This window comes from Polaromonas sp. (genome assembly GCF_029945925.1).
In the GTDB taxonomy this organism is placed as follows: Bacteria; Pseudomonadota; Gammaproteobacteria; order Burkholderiales; family Burkholderiaceae_C; genus Polaromonas.
In genome coordinates, this window is sequence record NZ_JAQSDN010000067.1 from 38,789 (window position 1) to 60,257 (window position 21,469).

The 21,469-nt window shown below is 63.2% G+C and carries 22 protein-coding genes and 1 pseudogene; 18 read left to right on the plus strand and 5 right to left on the minus strand.

The features are described 5' to 3' along the window. The first annotated feature begins 40 nt into the window (after positions 1 to 40). The 4 genes and pseudogenes from PSV40_RS21920 to PSV40_RS21935 all read left to right on the plus strand — a co-directional run. On the plus strand, positions 41 to 427 hold the full coding sequence (locus PSV40_RS21920; RefSeq protein WP_300541910.1) for a surface-adhesin E family protein: 387 nt from the start codon (positions 41 to 43) through the stop codon (positions 425 to 427). A gap of 231 nt (positions 428 to 658) precedes the next feature. Continuing rightward, entirely contained in the window at positions 659 to 1,741 is a 1,083-nt protein-coding gene (locus PSV40_RS21925) for a BMP family ABC transporter substrate-binding protein (protein ID WP_300541912.1), read from the plus strand. Between the two features lie 54 nt (positions 1,742 to 1,795). Next, positions 1,796 to 3,100, plus strand: a complete 1,305-nt coding sequence (gene guaD / locus PSV40_RS21930) for a guanine deaminase (RefSeq protein WP_300541914.1) — start codon at positions 1,796 to 1,798, stop codon at positions 3,098 to 3,100. A 448-nt stretch (positions 3,101 to 3,548) separates the two neighbouring features. Then, a pseudogene (locus tag PSV40_RS21935) lies at positions 3,549 to 3,843 on the plus strand (peptidogalycan biosysnthesis protein); the annotation flags it as partial. Between the two features lie 126 nt (positions 3,844 to 3,969). Here PSV40_RS21935 and PSV40_RS21940 read toward each other — a convergent pair. Together PSV40_RS21940 and PSV40_RS21945 are read right to left on the minus strand one after the other, a co-directional pair. Then, positions 3,970 to 5,652, minus strand: coding sequence for a methyl-accepting chemotaxis protein (locus tag PSV40_RS21940; protein WP_300541916.1), 1,683 nt, complete (start codon positions 5,650 to 5,652; stop codon positions 3,970 to 3,972). Positions 5,653 to 5,730: 78 nt separating this feature from the next. Beyond that, positions 5,731 to 6,477, minus strand: a complete 747-nt coding sequence (locus tag PSV40_RS21945; RefSeq protein WP_300541918.1) for a substrate-binding domain-containing protein — start codon at positions 6,475 to 6,477, stop codon at positions 5,731 to 5,733. Positions 6,478 to 7,009: 532 nt separating this feature from the next. Between PSV40_RS21945 and dcd the strand changes: the two genes are divergently transcribed. Beyond that, positions 7,010 to 7,582, plus strand: a complete 573-nt coding sequence (gene dcd / locus PSV40_RS21950; RefSeq protein WP_096663150.1) for a dCTP deaminase — start codon at positions 7,010 to 7,012, stop codon at positions 7,580 to 7,582. Between the two features lie 549 nt (positions 7,583 to 8,131). On the opposite strand, the gene PSV40_RS21955 is transcribed toward dcd, so the two are convergent. Both PSV40_RS21955 and PSV40_RS21960 read right to left on the minus strand, forming a co-directional pair. Then, positions 8,132 to 8,554, minus strand: coding sequence for a universal stress protein (locus PSV40_RS21955; RefSeq protein ID WP_300541920.1), 423 nt, complete (start codon positions 8,552 to 8,554; stop codon positions 8,132 to 8,134). 44 nt (positions 8,555 to 8,598) lie between these two features. Next, positions 8,599 to 9,042 (minus strand): universal stress protein, encoded by a 444-nt coding sequence (locus tag PSV40_RS21960; protein WP_300541922.1) that lies wholly within the window; start codon positions 9,040 to 9,042, stop codon positions 8,599 to 8,601. Positions 9,043 to 9,150: 108 nt separating this feature from the next. Here PSV40_RS21960 and PSV40_RS21965 point away from each other — a divergent pair, with 108 nt between their 5' ends. From PSV40_RS21965 to PSV40_RS22010, 10 genes are all read left to right on the plus strand, one after another. Next, entirely contained in the window at positions 9,151 to 11,424 is a 2,274-nt protein-coding gene (locus tag PSV40_RS21965) for a cation-translocating P-type ATPase (RefSeq protein WP_300541924.1), read from the plus strand. A gap of 12 nt (positions 11,425 to 11,436) precedes the next feature. Further along, positions 11,437 to 11,574, plus strand: a complete 138-nt coding sequence (gene ccoS / locus PSV40_RS21970; RefSeq protein WP_096663165.1) for a cbb3-type cytochrome oxidase assembly protein CcoS — start codon at positions 11,437 to 11,439, stop codon at positions 11,572 to 11,574. Between the two features lie 64 nt (positions 11,575 to 11,638). Further along, complete coding sequence (gene ccoN, locus PSV40_RS21975; protein WP_300541927.1) at positions 11,639 to 13,072, plus strand: cytochrome-c oxidase, cbb3-type subunit I; 1,434 nt, start codon at positions 11,639 to 11,641, stop codon at positions 13,070 to 13,072. A gap of 9 nt (positions 13,073 to 13,081) precedes the next feature. Further along, a complete protein-coding gene (gene ccoO, locus PSV40_RS21980; protein WP_300541929.1) occupies positions 13,082 to 13,807 on the plus strand; it encodes a cytochrome-c oxidase, cbb3-type subunit II in 726 nt (241 codons plus the stop codon). A 14-nt stretch (positions 13,808 to 13,821) separates the two neighbouring features. Then, positions 13,822 to 13,959 carry a CcoQ/FixQ family Cbb3-type cytochrome c oxidase assembly chaperone gene (locus PSV40_RS21985; RefSeq protein ID WP_096663174.1) on the plus strand — a complete coding sequence of 46 codons (138 nt, stop codon included), beginning with the start codon at positions 13,822 to 13,824 and terminating at the stop codon, positions 13,957 to 13,959. Positions 13,960 to 13,961: 2 nt separating this feature from the next. Further along, the gene (ccoP, locus tag PSV40_RS21990) at positions 13,962 to 14,888 is read left to right on the plus strand and encodes a cytochrome-c oxidase, cbb3-type subunit III (RefSeq protein WP_300541931.1); all 927 of its coding nucleotides are present in this window, start codon (positions 13,962 to 13,964) and stop codon (positions 14,886 to 14,888) included. Positions 14,889 to 14,908: 20 nt separating this feature from the next. Then, positions 14,909 to 16,327: a cytochrome c oxidase accessory protein CcoG gene (gene ccoG / locus PSV40_RS21995; protein ID WP_300541933.1), complete on the plus strand. Its 1,419-nt coding sequence runs from the start codon at positions 14,909 to 14,911 to the stop codon at positions 16,325 to 16,327. A gap of 26 nt (positions 16,328 to 16,353) precedes the next feature. Beyond that, on the plus strand, positions 16,354 to 16,644 hold the full coding sequence (locus tag PSV40_RS22000) for a FixH family protein (protein ID WP_300541935.1): 291 nt from the start codon (positions 16,354 to 16,356) through the stop codon (positions 16,642 to 16,644). A 24-nt stretch (positions 16,645 to 16,668) separates the two neighbouring features. After that, positions 16,669 to 16,950 carry a hypothetical protein gene (locus PSV40_RS22005; protein ID WP_300541937.1) on the plus strand — a complete coding sequence of 94 codons (282 nt, stop codon included), beginning with the start codon at positions 16,669 to 16,671 and terminating at the stop codon, positions 16,948 to 16,950. A 43-nt stretch (positions 16,951 to 16,993) separates the two neighbouring features. Beyond that, positions 16,994 to 17,632 (plus strand): phosphoribosyltransferase family protein, encoded by a 639-nt coding sequence (locus tag PSV40_RS22010; protein ID WP_300541939.1) that lies wholly within the window; start codon positions 16,994 to 16,996, stop codon positions 17,630 to 17,632. Between the two features lie 39 nt (positions 17,633 to 17,671). Here the strand turns inward: PSV40_RS22010 and PSV40_RS22015 are convergent, their stop codons facing one another. Further along, entirely contained in the window at positions 17,672 to 18,142 is a 471-nt protein-coding gene (locus PSV40_RS22015) for a universal stress protein (protein ID WP_300541941.1), read from the minus strand. Positions 18,143 to 18,334: 192 nt separating this feature from the next. Between PSV40_RS22015 and PSV40_RS22020 the strand changes: the two genes are divergently transcribed. The 3 genes from PSV40_RS22020 to PSV40_RS22030 all read left to right on the plus strand — a co-directional run bounded on the left by PSV40_RS22020 (position 18,335) and on the right by PSV40_RS22030 (position 21,377). Further along, a complete protein-coding gene (locus tag PSV40_RS22020) occupies positions 18,335 to 19,804 on the plus strand; it encodes a PAS domain S-box protein (protein ID WP_300541943.1) in 1,470 nt (489 codons plus the stop codon). Beyond that, positions 19,801 to 20,445, plus strand: coding sequence for a response regulator transcription factor (locus PSV40_RS22025; RefSeq protein ID WP_300541945.1), 645 nt, complete (start codon positions 19,801 to 19,803; stop codon positions 20,443 to 20,445). Before PSV40_RS22020 ends, PSV40_RS22025 begins: the two co-directional genes overlap by 4 nt. Positions 20,446 to 20,537: 92 nt before the next feature. After that, positions 20,538 to 21,377: a universal stress protein gene (locus PSV40_RS22030; RefSeq protein WP_300541947.1), complete on the plus strand. Its 840-nt coding sequence runs from the start codon at positions 20,538 to 20,540 to the stop codon at positions 21,375 to 21,377. Positions 21,378 to 21,469 lie beyond the last annotated feature (92 nt).

A 21,469-nucleotide genomic window follows, 5' to 3' on the forward strand; every position in this document is an offset into this window, starting at 1 on the left:
GCGGTGCGGCAGGATTCATCCCATCGACTGAACCGCACCCATGAAACGCCTGATCACCGTCCTTGCCCTGATGTGCCTGAGCGCCGGTGTTGCCGCGCAATGGACGCCAGTCATGGTCGATCCGGCGGTCGTCACTTACATCGACCGCACCACCCTGCGCGGCAAGGGCGGCATGGTCAGGATGTGGTGGCTGATGGACTACCAACTGGTGCAGATCACCGACGAAAAGGGTTATTACTCGCGCCTGCACCACAGCGAATTTGACTGCACGGGCCAGCGCATGCGCCTGCTCTCGGTGGCGCTGCTATCCGAGCCCATGGGTCACGGCCAGCCCGTCTTCGAGGACCCGTTGCCGCGCAAATGGGAAGCCGTGCGGGACGGATCCTTCCAGGATGCGTTGCGGGACATTGCCTGTATAGCCTATTAGCCCCCACGGTCGTTCACTGCGTGTAGCTCCCTGCCCCCCGAGGGGGCCGCTGCGCCTGCGGCCCGGCGAAGCCGGTTCCGCGGCCCCTGCTTGAATTAAGACCAACACCTCTGTGGTTGCTTCGGCCGTCAGCGGGACTGGACGGCCTGAGCCGCTAAAATAGCGTTTCACCCGCGTGCTGCCCCGGCGCGCTGGTGTTTTTTGTTTTCCGGGGCCATGTAGAGGACCACCATGTACAAAAACCTCGCTGCCGCGCTCGCGGCCGCCTGTTTTATTTCACCCGTTTTTTCCCAATCCGCCGCGCCCGCCAAGGAGTCTTTGAAGATCGGCTTCGTTTATGTGGCGCCGCTGACCGATGCCGGCTGGGTGCGTCAGCATGACGACGCCCGCAAGGCCGTTGAGGCGGCGCTCGGCGACCGGGTCAAAACCACCTATGTTGAAAACGTGCCTGAAGGCGCCGATGCCGAGCGTGTGATCCGCGATCTGGCCAGCCAGGGCCATCGGCTGATTTTCACGCCCAGCTTTGGCTACATGGAACCGACACTGAAGGTGGCGAAGGACTTTCCGGATGTGAAATTCGAGTCCGTCACCGGCTACAAGACCGCAGCGAACGTGGCGGTGGCCAACGCACGTTATTACGAAGGCCGCTACCTCGCCGGCATCGCTGCCGGCCGTCTCGCGTCCAGCGCCGGTTATGTCGCAGGTTTTGCCATTCCCGAAGTGATCCAGGGTGTCAATGCCTTCACGCTGGGCATGCGTTCGGTCAATCCGCAGGCGAGTGTCAAGGTGGTCTGGCTGGGCGCCTGGTTTGACCCGCCGCGCGAACGCGAAGCGGCGATGACACTCTTCAACCAGGGCGTGGAAGTCATGGCCTTTCACACCGGCTCCACCGCGGTGATGGCTGCTGCGCAGGAGCGCGGCAAACTCGCCATTGCCTACCATTCGGACATGCGCAAGGTTGCGCCCGACGCCCAGGTGCTGGCGGTGACGCACCAGTGGGGCGACTACTACACCCGGCGCGCGCAGGCGGTACTCGACGGAAGCTGGAAAAGCGGTGCGGTGTGGGGTGGCGTGAAGGAGGGCATGATTCGCGTTGACAGCTTTGGCCCGAAAGTGCCGAAAAAGGTGGTTGACGAGGTGTTGGCGCGGCAGAAGGACATTGCTATCGGCAAGCTGCATCCCTTCCGGGCGCGCACGGCCCTGCTGGACAACGAGGGCCGCGAGGTGCTGGCTGCCGGCAAGACGCTGAGCGACGAGCAGATCCTGGGCATGAACTTCCTGGTGCAGGGCGTGCAGGGCAAGCTGGCCAAATAAACCTTATGCGGGCCGGCGTATTGCGCTGCAGCCTGCCTGCGGTACCCTTGTGACATGAAAGCCTGGCGCGCCTCCCTTCTTTATTTTCCCGGGCCGGCCCAGGCTGTGCTCGAGGCCGACGGCTTGCTGGTGGTCGGCCCGGACAGCGCTGGCCGCCAGGTGGTGCAGGCCGCGGGCAGCTACGGCGCGCTGGCGCCGCGCTTTCCCGGTATTGACGTCACCCACCTGCCGGGCCGCATCATCGCGCCGGGTTTTGTCGACATGCACATCCACTACCCGCAGCTCGACGTGATCGGTTCACCCGCCGAAGGCCTGCTGCCGTGGCTTGAAAATTACACCTTTCCGCATGAAAGCCGGTTTTCGGATGCCGCGCACAACAGCGAGGCGGCGGCGTTTTTTGTGGATGAACTGCTGCGCCACGGCGTGACGACGGCGCTGGCCTTTGCCACCTCGCATCCGGAGTCCGTCGATGCCCTGCTCGGAGAGGCCCAGCGCCGCAGCCTGCGCATGATTGCCGGCAAGGTGCTGCAGGACCAGCATTCGCCGGACGGTGTGCGTGATGCCACCGAACAAAGCCTGATCGACACCGAGGCGCTGATCACGCGCTGGCACGGCGTGGACCGGCTCGGTTACGCGATCACGCCGCGTTTTGTACCCAGTTGCAGCGAGGCGCAGCTGCGCGGCGCCGGCGAGCTGGCCGCGCGTTACGCCGACGTCTGGATCCAGTCACATGTGGCCGAGAACAAGGACGAAATCGCCTGGGTGCGCGAGCTCTACCCGCGGGCGCGCAGCTACCTCAGCGTGTATGAACAGTTCGGCCTGCTGCGTCCGCGCGCCGTGTACGCCCACTGCATCCACATCGACGACGAGGACCGCGCGTTGATGCGCGCCACCGGCACGGCGGCGGCCGTCAGCCCGACCAGCAACCTGTTCCTGGGCAGCGGGTTTTTTGACTACGCCGCTGCCGATCGCGCGGATTTTCTGTATGGCCTGGCCAGCGATGTCGGCGGCGGCACCAGCTTCAGCCCTTTTCACACCATGCTGGCGGCGTATTACGTGGGCCGGGAAGGGCAGACCAAGCCCGGCGTGTCGCTCAAGCCGCAGCAGTTGTGGTGGCAACACACAGGCGGTGCGGCGCGCGCTCTCGGGCTGGAGGGTGTGGTGGGCAACCTGCTGCCCGGCTGCGAGGCCGACTTTCTCGTGCTCAACCCGCAGGCCACGCCGCTGCTGGCGCGCAAGACGGCGCAGGCGGGCAGCCTGGACGAGCTGCTGTTTGCGCTGATCGTGCTGGGGGACGACCGCGTGGTCGAGCAAACCGTGATTTCTCAGGCGCAAGCTGTTCAAGCCGATTTTCTGTAAGCAAAATTGGCCTCCAGCCATTGACGGGATTGCGTGAAAAGCTATCAAAAAGATAGCATTTTCAGGTCTGGATCGACACGCTGCTCGGGTTCGGAATCCCGTCTATGGGCGCTTCGTCGGTGCCAATCGTTCGTTGTGCGGTTACCCGCAGGAGCGCTTTGCGTTTGCAGAACATCCGACGGCTTTGGCCGAAGGCGGACATTTGTCGTCAGCGCGTGGGCAACCCATGTTGGCCACGCGGTGGTGGCCATGGTTGGCGAGCAGGCGTGGGATGGCTGGGATGCCTGCCATCCATGGCTCCCGGATCGAGCCTGCCCCGGACTTGATCCCGGGTCCCCGATGACGACCGTAGTGCTCGGGATGGCCTTGACTTTGACTTGTCATTGCGGGCTCGACCCGCAATCCATGGCACCGGATCAAACCTGGGGCAACCCGCCGGCTGCCCTGCGGACGTTCCTGGGGCGCTCTGGAGCGGGGGGCAGCCTGCACTTTGAGTCCTGCTACGACCGCCCTTGCCATGGTGCATCACCCAGGGCGAGCACAAAATGGCGTGCGCGCTGCTGCCGGCCAAAACCACCAGTGCCCACTGGCTCGCGCATCGGGCTTTCACCGATGCGGTAGAGCGCTTTCTGGAACGCGAAGACGCGGGCGTGGCCAGCTACATTTTTTTGAGCCATAGCTGGGGCATGGCCCTGCAAATCGGGCAAAAACTGTCCTCGCTGGGGCCGATTTTCGCCTTTTGACGCCCCAGGTCCGACAGGTTCCTAGAATTCAGCCGTCGCAGACGTCTTGATCCCGGCGACCCAGACAGGTTTGCTGTCTTTTTTCATGTCATTCGTCAGTTCCACGACCGCAGCGCCCACTTTGCTCTATGCACGGGGAAAGTCAGTATTGCTTCCCCACTGCTGCTTGGCCAAGGCCTTGGGCGCTCTTGCCGGGGCAGCCAGTCTCGCAGGAGCGGCAAATGACACTTGCGATGAGGCGCTATCCGCCAGCTTGAACACCGCCACGGTGCTGACCAGATCCTGCGCTTGGGTTTTCAGGCTGCTGGCTGCCGTTGCCATCTCTTCGACCAGCGCCGCATTCTGCTGCGTGGCCTGGTCCATTTGCGTCACGGCCTCGCCCACTTGCGCCACGCCCAGACTCTGCTCATTGCTGGCCGCGCTGATTTCACCCATGATGTCGGTGACCCGGCGGATCGAGCTCACCACTTCGGTCATGGTGACACCGGCCTGATCGACCAGCGCGGTGCCCTGCTCGACCCGCTGCACGCTGTCGCTGATCAACGTCTTGATTTCCTTGGCGGCATCGGCTGAACGACCGGCCAGGCTGCGCACTTCAGAGGCCACCACGGCAAAGCCGCGGCCCTGCTCGCCCGCTCTGGCCGCTTCCACCGCCGCATTGAGGGCCAGGATGTTGGTCTGGAACGCAATGCCGTCGATCACGCTGATGATGTCGGAAATCTTCCTGGACGAATCGTTGATGCCCTTCATGGTGCCCACCACCTGGGCCACCACTTCGCCGCCCTTGACGGCCACAGTGGAGGCGCTGATAGCCAGCTGGTTGGCCTGTTTGGCGTTGTCGGCGTTTTGCTTGACGGTGGAGCTGAGTTCCTCCATCGAAGCGGCGGTTTCTTCCAGCGCGCTGGCCTGTTGCTCAGTGCGGGCGGAGAGATCGTTATTGCCCTGGGCAATCTCGGCGCTGGCGGTCGATACGTTTTCGGAGCCTTGGCGCACCTGCCCCACAATGGTCCCGAAACTGTCACGCATGGATTTGATCGCATGCAGCAAGCTGGACTGGTCACCCGGCTTGAGCGTGATCTCTGCGCTCAGGTCACCGGCAGCGATTTGCTGCGTGATGCCGGCGGCATACTCGGGCTCGCCACCGAGCTGCTTGAGCAGGCTGAGTGTGATCCAGAAGCCGAGCACAGCGGCTAGGGTGAGGGCAATCAGCGCGGCAGTCAGCAGCAGGTTGCGTCCGGTGGCATAGGCCGAGTCGGCTTGGGCCTGGGCGGCTTCCATTTCACTGTGCAGCAGGGCATCCAATTTTTTCAGCGCCCCCAGGTAGACAGCCTCGACGCTGAGCTGCGACTTCTCGTTGAGTGCAACGCGTGCAGCGTCGGTGTCACCATTCTTGACCGCTGCAACCGCCTTGTCGATGCCAGCACGGTAGGCCGTTTCGGCTGCTTCTATATCCTTCAATGCGGCGCGTGCCACGTCCTTGTCCAGCGCTTTGACGAGCAAGGTCTTGGTTTTTGCATTGTCTGCACGCACCTTGTCGGCCTGCTTGAGGTTGGCCTGAATCTGGTCACCCGTGTCAGACATCACGGCACGACCGAGTGCGCTCGTGATCTCGTGGGCCTGCGCGACCAGCTCCGCCGACAGCACGCTGGCGCGCGCTTCGTGTTCAAGCAGCGACTGCATCGACGTGTTGAGCGAATTCAGGCGCAGCACGCCAAAGCCCACACACAGCAGCAAGAGCAGGGCCAGGGCGCCAAAAGCGCCGCCTAGCCGCATGCCGATACCAACGCTTTTCATACGGTTCAGGTTCATCACAACCCCCCCTTTGTTTGAGTTTTGTATTGGCATGCGCCCGCCCGTGGCGGCCGCATGCTGCGAAATCACATCAGCTTATTTGGCTTCTTTGGCGTAGGCGTCGATCACGGCCTTGGCGGCCGGCTTCGGTGCGCCCACCGTGGCCAGGGCTAGCGGACGCTCAAACTTTTTGCTGTCGATGGCCTTGGTCTTGCCAGCTTCGACAAAATTCCTGCCGACACCGGCGATTGCCGCTTCGTCAGTTGCCACCAATTCAGCCGCACGTTTGATCGAGGTCTGCGCCTTCAGACCGGGGCCGTACTCCGCGCCGCCCATCACCAGCTTCTTGATCAGCGCGCGCGTGCCAGCAGTGGGGCCTTCGCCATACACAACGATAGCCTTGTCCTTGCCGCCCACCTCTTTCCAGTTGGCGATCTTGCCGGTGAGGATGTCACGCAGTTGCTCAGGTGTCAGCTTGCCGACCGGGTTGTTGGGGTGCACGATGAACACAAGTTCGGCCTTCTTCAACACGAAGAACTGCACGGTCTTGGGATCGATCTTGGTGCCGGCCACCTCTGCCAATGGGCCCGCCACATCCATCGGCTCCGACACCATGGCGATGTCGGCGGCGCCGCTGGCCAGGTCTGCCAGGCCCTTGCCGGAATTGGAGCTGACGATTTGCAGGGTGTGGCCGGTGCTCTTCTCAACGGCGGCTTTGCCCGATGAAACAAAGTCGGCGAACACCGTGCCTGCGCCTGAGATTTTGACGGTGTCGGCCAGGGCGCCTCCAGCCAGCATGGCCAGGGCGAGGGGGATGGCGCTGAGGGTCAGTTTCTTTTTCATGGGTAATTTCCTTGGTCAGGTTGAGGGAACTGGTAAAACGGACAAAAAAGCAAATGCAAATACGCGCGCCGACAGCGGTTAACAAAAGTACCCGGGGGGGTATTTGTGATGCTCTCAGGGCTTATCGGCACTCACCGTGACTTTCTGCAGGGTTAGGTCAAAAAAATTTCCCCGTCATCCCCGCCGGCTTTGGCTGATCCGCGTCGAGTTACCGAAAAATTGATAGCTGCTTGCGCATACCCCATAAGGGCTGGAGGCCGAAAAGGCTGATAACCCTCGCTCGGCCAGAGGGGGCAGCACCGGAACGCAACATGGACCGGCCCGGCACCACCCACCGCGCGTAGGCTTTGAACTTGCGCCAACCCCGGTGTGGCAGGCAGGAACTGGCGGATGCACTGCTTGTTAGTGGCAAAATCGGACGTCAGCCCTTTCCGGACGGGCGCAGGCAGCTATTCAATCGATAGCAGCCTGATGGCTGCCGGTGCATGCCGCGGCTTGCCTACAATGGGCGGCAAAGCAAGGAACCTTCCGAATGAGCATCAAAAGCGACAAATGGATACGCCGCATGGCCGAGACCACCGGCATGATCGAACCCTTCGAGCCGGGCCAGATCCGCGAAAGCGAAGGCAGGAAGATCATCAGCTACGGCACCAGCAGCTACGGCTACGACATCCGCTGTGCGCCCGAGTTCAAGGTTTTCACCAACATCCACAGTACGGTGGTCGACCCGAAAAACTTCGATGAAAAGAGTTTTGTCGACTTCCACGGCGACAGCTGCATCATCCCGCCCAACAGCTTCGCGCTGGCCCGCACGCTGGAGTACTTCCGCATCCCGCGCAACGTGCTGACCATCTGCCTGGGCAAAAGCACCTACGCGCGCTGCGGCATCATCGTCAACGTCACGCCTTTCGAGCCCGAATGGGAAGGGTATGTGACGCTGGAGTTCTCCAACACCACCCCGTTGCCCGCGAGGATTTACGCGGGCGAAGGCTGCGCACAGGTGTTGTTTTTCGAGAGCGATCCCGACGACGTCTGCGAAGTCAGCTACAAGGACCGCGGCGGCAAGTACCAGGGCCAGGTCGGGGTGACGTTGCCCAAGGCCTAGTACTGCAACCCGAAAATATCGAAACATGAAAGCGCGCCTTCGCACCCGTGGCGGCGTTGCAATCCTTGCGAAGGCGCACAGCCTTCGCTGCGGCTTGCGCCTTGCCCTGGGCACGAAGTCATCACTTTCATTTTGTTTCGCTACTTCCGTGCTGCAGTACTAGTGCAGTGTTGCACGCTATCTGGAGCATAAAACCGCGTCTTTTTCGCCATGGCGGCGTTGCAAATCCGCGCGATACCCAGGGTATCGCTGTGGTTTGCGCCTTGCCCTGACCCAAAATCCATCGCTTTTATTTGTTCCATCAAGCATGCAACACTGCAATAGCTCTATACCTATCCGACGCGGATGCGGGCGGTGGTGGAAAAACTTCTTACTTTTCACCGAGGGACCGATGTTGAAGGCCAGCCAAGTCGGGGGGGGGGTCGAGATGGCCACGCCGGTGGTTGTCAATCAGGAAGCCAGGAAGCGCTTGCATCAATGAAAAAAGCTGACAGTGTCAGCTTTTTTTGTCTGGTGGCGCGTTACGGCCTGGCGTGCTGCAGTCTCCGTCTATTTGACCAGCAGCACCGGAATTTCGCTGTCGGTGACCACGCGCTGGGCCACGCTGCCCATGACGGCGCGGCCGAGAATACCGTGGCCGTGTGTCCCCATGACAATCATGTGGGCCTTTTCGCGTTTGGCGGCACGCACCACTTCAGTCGCTGGTGATCCGGCGACCCAGACCGTGCGGTACTGCAGATTGTGCCGCTTGAGGAAGCGCTCGATGGGGTCCAGCACTTTTTTGGCCTCGTCCTCGTAGTAGGAGTTGACGGTGCTCGCACCCACCATGCCCTTGACACGCGGAGGAACGGGCGGCTGGACGTTGAGCACCACCACTTCATCCTCGGGACCGGCCAGGCTTTCGTGCGTGACGAGAAAAGCCAGGGCCTTTTTGGTGTATTTGCTGCCGTCAGCGGCGAACAGGACTTTCATTATTTCTCCTTGTGCTGGATAAAAACCGGTTTTGAAAAACCAGTTTAGCGCAACACCAGCACGGGAACGCTGCTGTGTGTCAGTACATGCTGGGTTTCGCTGCCCAGTAGGACGCGTTTGATGCCCTTGCGGCCATGCGAGGCCATGACGATGAGGTCGCATTTGTGTTTTTTCGCGGCCGAGATGATGGACTCGGCCACCAGGTCGGAGCGTGCGACGACAGCCTTGGCCTTGAGGCCTTCGCCCTGTGCCTGCAGCTGCACCGCATCTACCACGGCCTGGCCCTTGTCGGCCCATTGCTTCTCGGTACGGGCCACGTCCTGCGCTGAAATCGTGATGCCGCCTTCGAAATAGCTGACCGGGTAACGCGGCACCACATATAGCGCGACCAGTTCGGCACCGACGACGCCGGCCAGATCAATGGCGCTGCGCACGGCTTTTTTTGAGAGTGTGGAACCATCGGTGGCGACGAGGATGCGTTTGTACATGGCGGGGTCTCCTGGGGTTGATGCGAGGCTTGCAGCTTAGGCTGGCGATCGTCCGGCACGCTTGATCCATGTCAAGCGGGTGTTACCGGGGCAGGGTAGGCTTGCCCCATGCACACTGCCACCCTCGATACCGGCGCCGCGCAACGGGCCTTGCGCTGGTCCGCTCTGGACGAGCGCGCCGAATGGGAGGGCTTCAGCCGGCCGTTGCCCGGGCGCGCGGACCTGTGGGAGTCCTACCTCGCGATCGAGGGCATGCATTGCGCAGCCTGCTCGCTCACGGTGGAGGAGGTGCTGCAAAAGCTTCCCGGCGTGGACAACGTGCAGGTCAACGGCGCCAGCGCGGTGGCCCGTGTGGCCTGGGCGCCCGGCCAGGGCCGGCCCTCGGCCTGGCTGGCCGCGCTGCAGCGGGCCGGTTATGGTGCGCTGCCCGCCGGCGACATGCTGGCTGCGGCGCCGCGCATCCAGGCCCAGCGCATGATGCTCTGGCGCTGGCTGGTGGCGGGCTTTTGCATGATGCAGGTCATGATGTACGCCTTTCCGGCCTATATCGCCGAGCCGGGTGACATCTCGTCCGAAGCCCAGAGCCTGCTGCGCTGGGCTTCCTGGGTGCTGACCCTGCCGGTCGTGCTGTTTTCCTGCTGGCCGTTTTTCTCTTCAGCGCTGCGTGATCTGCGCAACCGGCGTGTCGGCATGGACGTGCCGGTGGCACTGGGCATTCTCATTGCGTTCGGTGCCAGCTCGGCCGCCACCTTCGATCCGGCTTCGCGCTGGGGCGCAGAGGTCTGGTACGACTCGGTCACCATGTTTGTGTTCTTCCTGCTCTCTGGACGCCTGCTGGAGCAGCGCCTGCGTGACCGCACCGCCGGCTCGCTCGAGGCGCTGATGCGCAGCCTGCCCGACGGCGTGGAGCGCCAGGGGGCTGACGGCACCTTCGAGCGTGTGGCCGTGCGCCGCCTTGTGCCGGGTGACCTGATCCGCCTGCTGCCCGGTGACGTGATTCCGGCCGACGGCACGGTGACGGCCGGCGAGAGCCAGGTCGATGAAGCCCTGCTCACCGGCGAGTCCACGCCGCTGCAGCGCCGCGTCGGCAGCGCGGTCATTGCCGGCAGCCATAACCTGAACGGCATGCTGCTGGTGCGGGTGGAGCGCGCAGGTAGCGAGACGCGTTATGCCGCCATGGTGGCCCTCATGGAGCAGGCTTCGGTGCAGAAGCCGCGGCTGGCGCGAATCGCCGACCGCATCGCCGGGCCTTTTGTGGTGATGGTTTTGCTGGCCAGTGCTGCCGCGGCGCTCTGGTGGTGGCCAACCGACCCGGTGCACGCGATCAGCGTGGCCGTGGCGGTGCTGATTGTGACCTGTCCCTGCGCGCTCTCGCTTGCCACCCCGGCGGCGACGCTGGCCGCTGCCGGTGCTTTGGCGCGGCGGGGTGTGCTGGTGCGCCGCCTGGAGGCGCTGGAGAGCTGCGCCATGGTGGACACAGTGGTGTTCGACAAGACCGGCACGCTGACTGAAGACCGCATGGCGGTGACTGTCAGCCGGACCCGCGAGGGCACCCCTGCCGCGCAGGTTCTGTCGCTGGCGGCTGCGCTGGCGCAGCATTCCCTGCACCCACTGTCGCGTGCCATTGTCCAGGCGGCGGGATCCGTGCCGGAGTCTGCTGTGGATGTCACCGAAGTTTCCGGCCAGGGTTTACAGGGCCATGTCGCGGCCGGCACTGGCGGGACACCGCACGGCATGCGCCTCGGATCGGCCGCGTTTTGCGGGGCGCCGGCCGATGTCCAGGCCGCGGGCGGCCCGCAGGTGCATCTGTCGGATGAACAAGGCTGGCTCGCCAGTTTTGAGATGGATGAGGCTTTGCGGCCAGACGCCAGGCCGGCGGTCGGGGCGCTGCACGCCCTGGGCCTGCAGGTGCAACTGCTTTCCGGCGACCTGGTGGCCGCCGTCTCCCGCCTGGCTGCGCGCGCGGGCATCGACAAGGCGTTCGGACAGCGCACGCCGGAAGGCAAGCTGGCCTATGTGCGCGAGTTGCAGCGGCAGGGCCGGCGCGTTGCCATGGTCGGCGACGGCATGAACGACGGGCCGGTGCTGGCCTGTGCCGATGTGTCGGTCGCCATGGGCCAGGCCGTGCCGCTGGCGCAGGCCAAATCCGACTTTATCGTGCTGGGTGGCCAGCTGGCTGCGGTGTCTGCATTGCTGCAGCATGCGCGCCGTACCCGCGCCATCGTGCGCCAGAACCTGCTGTGGGCGGCCCTTTACAACGCCGTGTGTGTGCCCCTGGCCATTCTCGGCTTCATGCCGCCCTGGCTGGCCGGACTGGGCATGGCCGCCAGTTCGCTGCTGGTGGTACTCAATTCAGCCCGGCTGGCCCGTATGCCGGGATAATAGGATCATTCCATGGACATTCTTTTTCTCTTGATTCCCCTGTCGGTCGGGCTGGCGTTGCTGATTATTGTTGCGCTGGCCTGGGCTGTCTGGCGCGGCCAGTTTGACTCCGTGGACGCCGAAGGTGAGCGCATTCTTCGATCGGATTGACTTGTATCAAGCTCCGGCGTCATGCCAAAAGAGACACTACTTACATCTCGACAATAGGTGACTCATGAACGAACCACAAGCTCGCACTGCGTACTATCACGACACGGTGGTACGGCAGTTTTCCCTGATGGCCGTGATCTGGGGCGTCGTCGGCATGCTGGTCGGCGTCATCATCGCCTCCCAGCTTGCCTGGCCCGAACTTAACTTTGGTATCCCCTGGCTCAGCTATGGCCGCCTCAGGCCGCTGCATACCAATGCGGTGATTTTTGCGTTCGGCGGTTGCGGCCTGTTCGCTACCAGCTATTACGTGGTGCAGCGTACCTGCAGCGTGCCGCTGTTCGCCCCCAAACTGGCCGCGTTCACCTTCTGGGGCTGGCAGCTTGTCATTGTGGCGGCAGCGCTCAGTCTGCCTTTGGGTTACACCTCAGGCAAGGAGTACGCCGAACTGGAATGGCCCATCGACATCCTGATCACGCTGGTGTGGGTGTCCTACGCCATCGTTTTCTTCGGCACCATTGGTATCCGCAAGGTGCGCCACATCTACGTGGCCAACTGGTTTTTTGGTGCCTTCATCCTGGCCATCGCCCTGCTGCATGTGGTCAACAGTGCCGCGGTGCCTTATAGCTGGATGAAGTCCTACTCCGCCTACGCCGGGGTGCAGGATGCAATGATTCAGTGGTGGTACGGTCACAACGCGGTGGGCTTCTTCCTGACCACCGGCTTCCTGGGAATGATGTACTACTTCATTCCCAAGCAGGCCGAGCGGCCGGTCTACAGCTACCGCCTGTCCATCGTCCACTTCTGGGCGCTGATCTTCACCTACATGTGGGCCGGCCCGCACCACCTGCACTACACGGCGTTGCCGGACTGGACCCAGTCGGTCGGCATGGTGTTCTCGCTGATCCTGCTGGCGCCCAGCTGGGGCGGCATGATCAACGGCATCATGACCCTGTCGGGTGCCTGGCACAAGCTGCGCGATGACCCGATCCTGCGCTTCATGATTGTCTCGCTTTCCTTCTACGGCATGAGCACCTTCGAAGGGCCCATGATGTCCATCAAGACCGTCAATGCCCTGAGTCATTACACCGACTGGACCATCGGCCACGTGCATTCGGGCGCTCTCGGCTGGGTCGGGCTGATCACGATGGGCTCCTTGTACTACCTGATCCCGCGCATGTTTGGTCAAAAGAAAATGTACTCGGTCAAGGCGATCGAGGTGCATTTCTGGACTGCCACCATTGGCATCGTGTTTTATATCGCCGCGATGTGGATCGCCGGTGTGATGCAGGGTCTGATGTGGCGCGCCCTCAATGCCGACGGCACGCTAACCTACACCTTCGTCGAGTCGGTCAAGGCGACCTATCCCTTCTACGTCGTGCGCATGTTCGGCGGCCTGCTGTACCTGTTCGGCATGACGGTGATGGCCTGGAACACCTGGATGACCGTGGCCAATGGCCGCTCCGTCACCGTAGCCGTGCCAGCGCCGCAAGCCGCCTGAGGAAACACCATGAGCGATAACAAAAATACCACCGCCGGCTTCTCGCACGAGAAGGTCGAAACCAACAACTTCCTGATGATCGTGCTGATCCTGCTGGTGGTCGCCGTCGGCGGTCTGGTCGAGATCGTGCCGCTGTTCTTCCAGAAGTCGACCACCGAGCCTGTCACCGGCGTCAAGCCCTACAACACGCTGCAACTGGCCGGGCGCGATGTCTACATCCGCGAGGGTTGCTACAACTGCCACTCGCAGATGATCCGGCCGTTCCGCGCCGAGACGCTGCGCTACGGCCATTATTCGGTGGCCGGCGAATTCGTCTACGACCACCCCTTCCAGTGGGGCAGCAAGCGAACCGGGCCTGACTTGCATCGCGTGGGGGCCAAGTACAGCGACGAATGGCACCGCATCCACCTGAACAATCCGCGCGATCTGGTTCCAGAATCCAACATGCCCGCCTATCCCTGGCTGGATAAGAACCTGGTCGATGCCGCCGACATGGCGCCGCGCATGCGGGCACTGCGGATGGTGGGCGTGCCCTACACCGATGACGAAATCGCCAAGTCCGCCGAGGACGTCAAGGGCAAAACCGAGATGGACGCCCTGGTCGCCTATCTGCAAGGCATGGGCCTGGCCCTGACCAATAACTTCGCCGGCAAAACCGTTGGGGGCAGCGCGGCCACCGGGGCACCCGGCGCATCGGCCCCGCCGGCTGCACCTGCAGCACCCGCTGCCAACTGACAGGAGCCACGCCAATGGACATCACCACCTTGCGTATTCTGGCCACGCTGGCCAGCTTCGCCACCTTTCTGGGCATTGCCTGGTGGGCCTACGCCCGCCACAACCGTGACCGCTTCGATGAAGCTGCGCGCATCCCGTTTGAGCAGGATTGATCATGAGCGATTTCACCGGTAATTTCTGGTCGGTCTATGTGACCGTCCTCACCCTGGTCGGCATCTTTGCCTGCCTGCTGCTGCTCTGGATCACAGCGCGCAAGAAGGTCACCCCCAGCGCCGACAACACCACGGGCCATGTCTGGGACGAGGACCTGCGTGAGATGAACAACCCCATGCCGCGATGGTGGATGTGGCTGTTTGTGCTGACCATCATTTTTGCCTTGGGCTATCTGGTGGCTTATCCCGGCCTGGGCAGCTACAAGGGTGAACTGGGCTGGACCACCCACGGCGAATATACCGACGAGGTCGAAAAGGCCAACAAGGAGCTGGCGCCGCTGTATGCGCAGTTCACTGCGAAACCGGCCGAGGCGCTGGCTGGCGACCCCGCGGCCATGGCCGTCGGCGAGCGTCTGTTCATGAACAACTGCGCCCAGTGCCACGGCTCGGACGCACGCGGCAGCAAGGGTTTTCCCAATCTGACTGATAGCGACTGGATACACGGCGGTGCGCCTGCCAAGCTTGTCGAGACCATCACTCAAGGCCGGCAGGGCAATATGCCGCCCATGGCCGCGGCCGTGGGTACGCCCGATGACGTGAAGAACGTGGCCCACTACGTGCTCAGCCTGTCCGGCAGTCCGCACGACTCGTTGCGTTCCCAGCTCGGCAAGGCCAAGTTCACGGCATGTGCAGCCTGTCATGGCATGGACGGCAAGGGCAATCAGGCCCTGGGCGCGCCCAACCTCACCGACGACATCTGGTTGCACGGCTGGGGCGAACAGGCGATTGTCAACATCGTCAATAGCGGCAAGGTCAATGTCATGCCGGGCCAGGCGGGCAAGCTGACCGAAGCGCAGATCCACGTGTTGTCAGCCTACGTTTGGGGTCTGTCCAACAAGCCAGCGACGCTCGCAACCGTGCGCCCCTGATCACCGAAAGAGTTCACCCCGTGCAGGAATCCCCGGTCCGCAAGATCATCCCCATCGTTCCCGAGGAAGAGGTCTCGCTGTACGAGGCGCAGAAGAAGCTGTATCCGCGCTCGGTGACCGGGCTGTTCGCCCGCTGGCGCTGGGTCTTCGTGTTCCTGACCCAGCTGGTGTTTTATGGCCTGCCCTGGCTGGAATGGGGCCAGCGGCAGGCCGTGTTGTTCGACCTGGGTGCACGCCGCTTCTACCTGTTCGGCGTTGTGCTGTACCCGCAGGACTTCATTTACCTGACTGGTCTGCTGGTAATCAGCGCGCTGTCGTTGTTCCTGTTCACGGCGGTGGCGGGCCGGCTGTGGTGCGGCTTTACCTGCCCGCAGACCGTCTATACCGAGATCTTTCTGTGGATTGAGCGCAAGGTCGAGGGTGATCGTAGCGCGCGCATGCGGCTGGATGCGGAGCCCGCATCGGCGCGCAAACTGCTGAAAAAGGGGACCAAGCACTTCCTGTGGATTGTCCTGTCGCTGTGGACCGGCTTCACCTTCGTGGGCTACTTCACGCCGATCCAGACTTTGTGGGCCGAGGCCTTCACGCTGTCGTTCGGCCCCTGGGAATGGTTCTGGGTGAACTTCTACGCCATCGCCACCTATGGCAACGCCGGCTTCATGCGCGAGCAGGTGTGCAAATACATGTGCCCCTATGCGCGCTTCCAGAGCGCCATGTTTGACCGCGACACCTTGATCGTGAGTTATGACGCGGCTCGCGGCGAGCCGCGCGGCGCCCGCTCGCGCAAGGCCGACCTGTCCACGCTGGCGTTGGGGGCCTGTGTGGATTGCACCCTGTGTGTGCAGGTCTGCCCCACGGGTATCGATATCCGCGAGGGACTGCAGTACGAATGCATCGGCTGCGCCGCCTGCGTTGACGTGTGCGACACGGTGATGGACAAGATGAATTACCCGCGCGGCCTGATCCGCTTCAGCACCCAGAACGCCATGGCCGGCCAGTGGAGCAATTCCCAGCTGTGGCGCAGGGTGCGGCGCCCGCGGGTGTTGGTCTACAGTGCGATCCTGGTGGCGCTTTGCGTCGGCATCTTGTGGAGCCTGCTTGAGCGTACGCCGCTGAAAGTAAATGTGGTGAGGGACCGCGCAGCACTGTCGCGCATCGTCGCCGGCGGCAAACTGGAGAATGTGTATCGGCTGCAGATCATGAATGCCACCGAGCAGCCGCAGCGTTACCGCATCACGGCGTCCGGTCTGGAAGGTCTGGTGTTGGCTTCGGAGTCCGAATTCGATATCGGCTCTGCCGAATCGCGCTGGGTGCCGGTGCGGTTGCAGATCGGCTACGGGTCGGCCACTCCCGGATCACACGCGATCGCGTTCAATGTCAGTGACATTGCCGGCGAGAGCCACGTCAACGAGAAGTCCATTTTCCTCGTTCCACGATGATGGAGAGCCACATGAAGGAAAACAACATGAGTACTGCCCAGGCACCGCAAGCGGCACCCGCGCCCTGGTGGAAATTCGGCTATGTCTGGATGGTGATTGCGGGCCCTGCCATCGTGGTAGTGGCCGGCTTTGCCACGCTCTGGCTTGCCCTGGCCAACCCGGAATCACTGGTGGCCGAGGACTATTACCGGCAGGGCCTGGAGATCAACAAGACGCTCGCCGCAGAGAGGGAGAAATCCCTCTTGCCGGCCGTGCAGGGGCGTAACCACGCAGCCACGCCGCCTGGTGCCACGCCGGCGCCCGCCGGGCAGCGCTGAACCACTATAAAAACGGAGACAGCCATGTGGAACCAGAAATTGATGTGGATCGCGTGGCCCGCGTTCCTGGGCGCTTGCGCGCTTGAGCTGCTTGTCTTTGCCGTGGTCGATCCGGGGGACCTGCACTGGTCCGGCCAGCCGCTGGGCCTTTCGCGGCAGGGCGTATACACCGCGGCCTTTTTTGTATTCTGGATGGTGTGCATGGTGTCGAGTGCCTTGACCGCTCTGCTTGGCATGTCATCAGCCGAGGTCAACCGCTGTCCCGTCCCCACAGGCGAGCGCCCGGACAGTTGCCGCCCGCAATAACACGAAGCGAGGTTGCCTTGGCAGGCCTCTGCACGGTATGGTCATGACCACCCAGTTCAAAGACCGCGCTGCCGCCGGTCGCGCATTGTCCGGCCATCTGCAGGCGTATGCAGGACGCGACGATGTCGTCGTGCTGGCCTTGGCACGTGGCGGCGTACCGGTTGCGTGGGAAGTGGCCCGGGCGCTGGTGGCTGAATTGGACTTGCTGGTTGTGCGAAAGCTGGGGGTGCCGGGCCGGCCCGATCTGGCCTTGGGTGCCATTGCCAGCGGCGGCGCAAGGTACATCGATCCCAAGGCGCTGGCTGCCAGCGGGGTGAGTCCGCAGCAGCTGGAAGAGATCATCGCGACCGAGAGCCGTGAACTGGCGCGGAGCGAGATGCTTTACCGTGGAGCGCGGGAAGCTGCACGCATCGAAGGGCGCACGGTCATTGTGGTGGACGACGGCGTGGCCACCGGGGCCTCGATGTGCGCCGCGCTGATGGCCTTGCGAGGGGCCAAGCCCGCCTGGATCGTGGTGGCCGTGCCGGTCGCGCCCCCGGGTGCCCAGGAGCGGATTGGAACCGCGGCCGATGAGTTTGTCTGCGTCCTGAGTCCGGCGGATTTCCGCGGTGTCGGGCACTGTTACCGCGACTTCGGACCGGTGGGCGACGAGCAGGTACGCACGTTACTGGCTGCCTCCTGAGGACGCTTTGCCGCGCCACCCTGGTATTGCTGCTCTGCTTCAGGGAGCGGCTGGCTTGCTTTCCGTCTCCGAGCGGATCACCAGCACCGGCACCTGGGCGAGCCGGATGACCTGCTCGGCACCGCTGCCCAGCAACATGCGCCCGACGCCGCGCCGACCATGGGTACCGACGACCAACAAATCGGCTTTCCATTGCCTGGCGGCCTCGGCCACCGCCTCGGCGAGTCGCTCCCCCAGATTGTCGAAAAGCACCGTATCCGCCTCCACGCCTGCGGCCTTGGCGATGGCCATGGCGTCATTGAGGATCTGCATTCCGGAGTCGCGCATGATCCGGGTCAGATCACCCGAATAGCCGCCAAACTGTTCATAACCGGTCAGGTGGGTCAGTTCTTCCAGCACATGAACAAGCCGCACCCGGCCGCCAGCATCCCTGGCGAGTTGCAACGCCGCTGTCAGGGCCTTGTTGGCGGTATCGCTCCCATCGACGGGAACAAGGATTCGTTGGTACATGATCGACTCCTGAAAGGATGCAAAGAAAGTTGTATTCAGTGTGAAGCGAGGGCGGGGGAAAACCATTGATGTGGCTCAACGGCATTTGATCGGGGAGCTGGGTACGGGGAAGATGGGCAGTTTGGTCCAAAGTTATCAACGCCCGGTTTCGGGCTCAAAAATGAATACTTTTGGTCATTGCTACACTGAGGTATGGTTTTTTCTGCTATCGGTCCCCTGAATACAGCCTCACCGGCTGACAACCCCGACAGCGCAGCAGCGCTGCTTGCGGGGGTGCTGGACTCGGCCATGGATGCCATCATCACGGTGGATGACCAGCAAAAAATCATTCTGTACAACCGCGCGGCCGAAAAAATCTTTGGATGGCCGCAGCAGGAGGTCATGCACCAGTCCCTGCAGAGGTTGATTCCTGGCCGTTTCCGGCAAGGGCATGCCGGGCATGTCGAACGCTTCGGAACCACGGGCGTAACATCACGGCGCATGGGTACGCGCAATGTGGTTTATGGCCTGCGCGCCAATGGGGAGGAGTTTCCCCTGGATGCATCGATTTCCCAGCTTGATACGCCGAACGGGAAGCTGTTCACGGTGATCCTGCGCGACATCACCGGCCGGTTGCTGGCGGAAGACGAGCATGCGCGGCTCGCGGCCCTGCTGGACTCCGCCATGGACGGGATCATTACCGTGGACGACAAGCAGCACATCGTGATGTACAACCGCGCGGCTGAAAAAATCTTCGGCTGGCCGAGCGGGCAGGCTCTGGGTCAGTCTCTGGGCGAGCTCATCCCCGAACGCTTTCGCGCAGGTCACGATGAACACATCCACAGGTTTTCGGCAATGGGTGTCACTTCGCGACGCATGGGCGACGGCTCCGTGATTTACGGCTTGCGCGCCAGCGGGGAAGAATTCCCGATGGACGCTTCGATCTCACAGCTCGACACGGCCGACGGAAAACTCTACACCGTGATCCTGCGCGATGTGACCGAGCGGGTCCGGGCCCAGGAGGAGCGAATTGCCTTTGCGGCTGCTGTGAATGCCGCGCGTGAGGAGGAAAAGACCCGGGTGGCCCGTGAGTTGCACGACGAGCTGGCGCAGTCGCTGACGGCGCTGAAGATGGACACCATCTGGGTGCGCGACAACACCCGCGCGGCGCCTGACGTGGCCGCGGCCAAACTGACGGACATGCTGACCATGGTGGACGGCATGGTGGCTTCCACGCGCCGCATCGCGGCGGACCTGCGGCCGCTGCTGCTGGACGACCTGGGCCTGCTGGCCGCCATCGAGTGGCTGGTCCACAACTTCAGCCAACGCACAGGTGTGGCGTGCAAGCTTTCGGCCGACGAGGACCTGGAGCTGCAGGAGCCTTATGCCACTGCTGTTTTCCGCATCGTTCAGGAGGCGCTGGCCAACGTCGCCAAACACGCCGGCGCGACCGAAGTCGCCGTGGTCATCGGCAGCCTGCCGGGCGAGATCACGCTGTCGGTGCGCGACAACGGCAAGGGCTTTGTGACCGGCATGCCGCGCAAGCCGCAGTCGCTGGGGCTGATGGGTTTGCATGAGCGGGCGCAGTTGCTCCATGGAAGCGTCAACATCGACAGTGCGCCGGGGCAGGGCACGCGCGTCGGCGTGACCATTCCCCTGCCCGAAGCTGAGGCCGCCCAATGACCAGAATCGTGATTGCCGACGACCACGCCATTGTTCGCGAAGGTCTCAAACGCATCGTCTCCTCGGCGGATGACCTGCAGGTGGTGGCTGAGGCGGCCAACGGAACCGAAGTCCTGCAGCGCGTGCGCGAATCCGATTTTGATGTACTGGTGCTGGACCTGTCCATGCCGGGCCGCAGCGGCATGGAACTGATCAAGCTGGTGCGCAGTGAAAAGCCGAAAGTGCGGATTCTTGTGCTCAGCATGCACCAGGAGCTTCAGTATGCCGTGCGCGCCATCAAGTCCGGCGCCAGCGGCTACCTGACCAAGGAGAGTGCGCCGGGGCAGCTGGAGCAGGCCATCCGCAAGATCGCTGCCGGCGGCGCGTTCATCAGCGCCGAAGTCGCCGAGCAGCTCGCCCTGAGTGCCATGCCGGGCGGAACCTCGGCGCCGCACGAGTCGCTGTCGAACCGTGAATTCGAGGTGTTTCGCCTGATTGCTGCCGGTGTTTCCGTGACGGACATTGCGACGCGCCTGAAACTTTCAGTCAAGACCATCAGCACCCACAAGGCCAACCTGATGCAGAAGATGGGCCTGCAAAACCAGAGCGAGCTGATCCGTTACGCCATCAAGCACGGGGTGTCGGAGCCGCTGGAGCCTTGAGCCCGCTCGTGCCTCGCGCTTGACCTTCGTCAAGCCGCTACCGGCGCCGGTCCCCTAAGGTGGCCGCATCGCAATGACCAAGGAGCCGGCCCATGAAAACACCCCTCACGCAACTGCTCGTTCATCTGGACGCTTCGTCGCAGGCCGCGCAACGCCTCGAGGCGGCGTGCCGCATCGGTCGGGCCCACGGTGCTGCCGTGACCGGCCTTTACGCCGTGACACCCAGTTTCGTGGCGCTGCCCTTCGCGCCCGAGGTCGGTCCGGGTGTGGCCGCGGCCTTGCGCGAGATAGATGACGAGTTGCGCGCGCGCGCCCGCGCAGCGTTCGACAGCGTGCTGGCGAAGCCCGGCATGCAGGCCGCCTGGGCCGAGGTGGGCGACGATCCCATCATGGCCGTTTTTACCCAGCAGGCCCTGTACGCGGACCTGCTGGTGCTCGGCCAGCACGATCCGGCCAGCACACCGGCGACCGGCGTGCCGGTCGATTTTGCCGAGTCCGTGATAGTCGCCAGCGGCAAACCGGCCCTGATCCTGCCCTACATCGGTGTGCCAGCGTCCATCGGCGACACCATGGTGCTCGCCTGGAAGCCGACGCGCGAGGCGGCCCGGGCGGTCAGCGCTGCGCTGCCCATGCTGCAGCGGGCCAGGCGCGTGCATGTCCTTTCCTGGTCAGGCGCGGACGAGGCGGTGAGCGGACAGCGCCTGGACCTGGGCAGTTATCTCAAACTGCACGGGGTGGAGGCGACCTGGCACCGCGAAGCGGGGGAGCCCGAGTTGCTCGGTGAGTTGCTGCTGTCGCGCGCCTTTGACCTCGAGGCCGACCTGCTGGTGATGGGCTGCTACGGCCACAGCCGCGCGCGGGAGTGGGTGCTGGGCGGCACGTCCCGCACGGTGTTGCGGTCCATGACCCTGCCGGTGCTGATGGCGCACTGACGGAGCGGTTGCGGCAGGACGCTTGGGGTTGGCTGTGCCCGGGGCATTCTTGCGCCTAAGACTATTCCTAGACGGGGTAGGCGCTCAGGTCT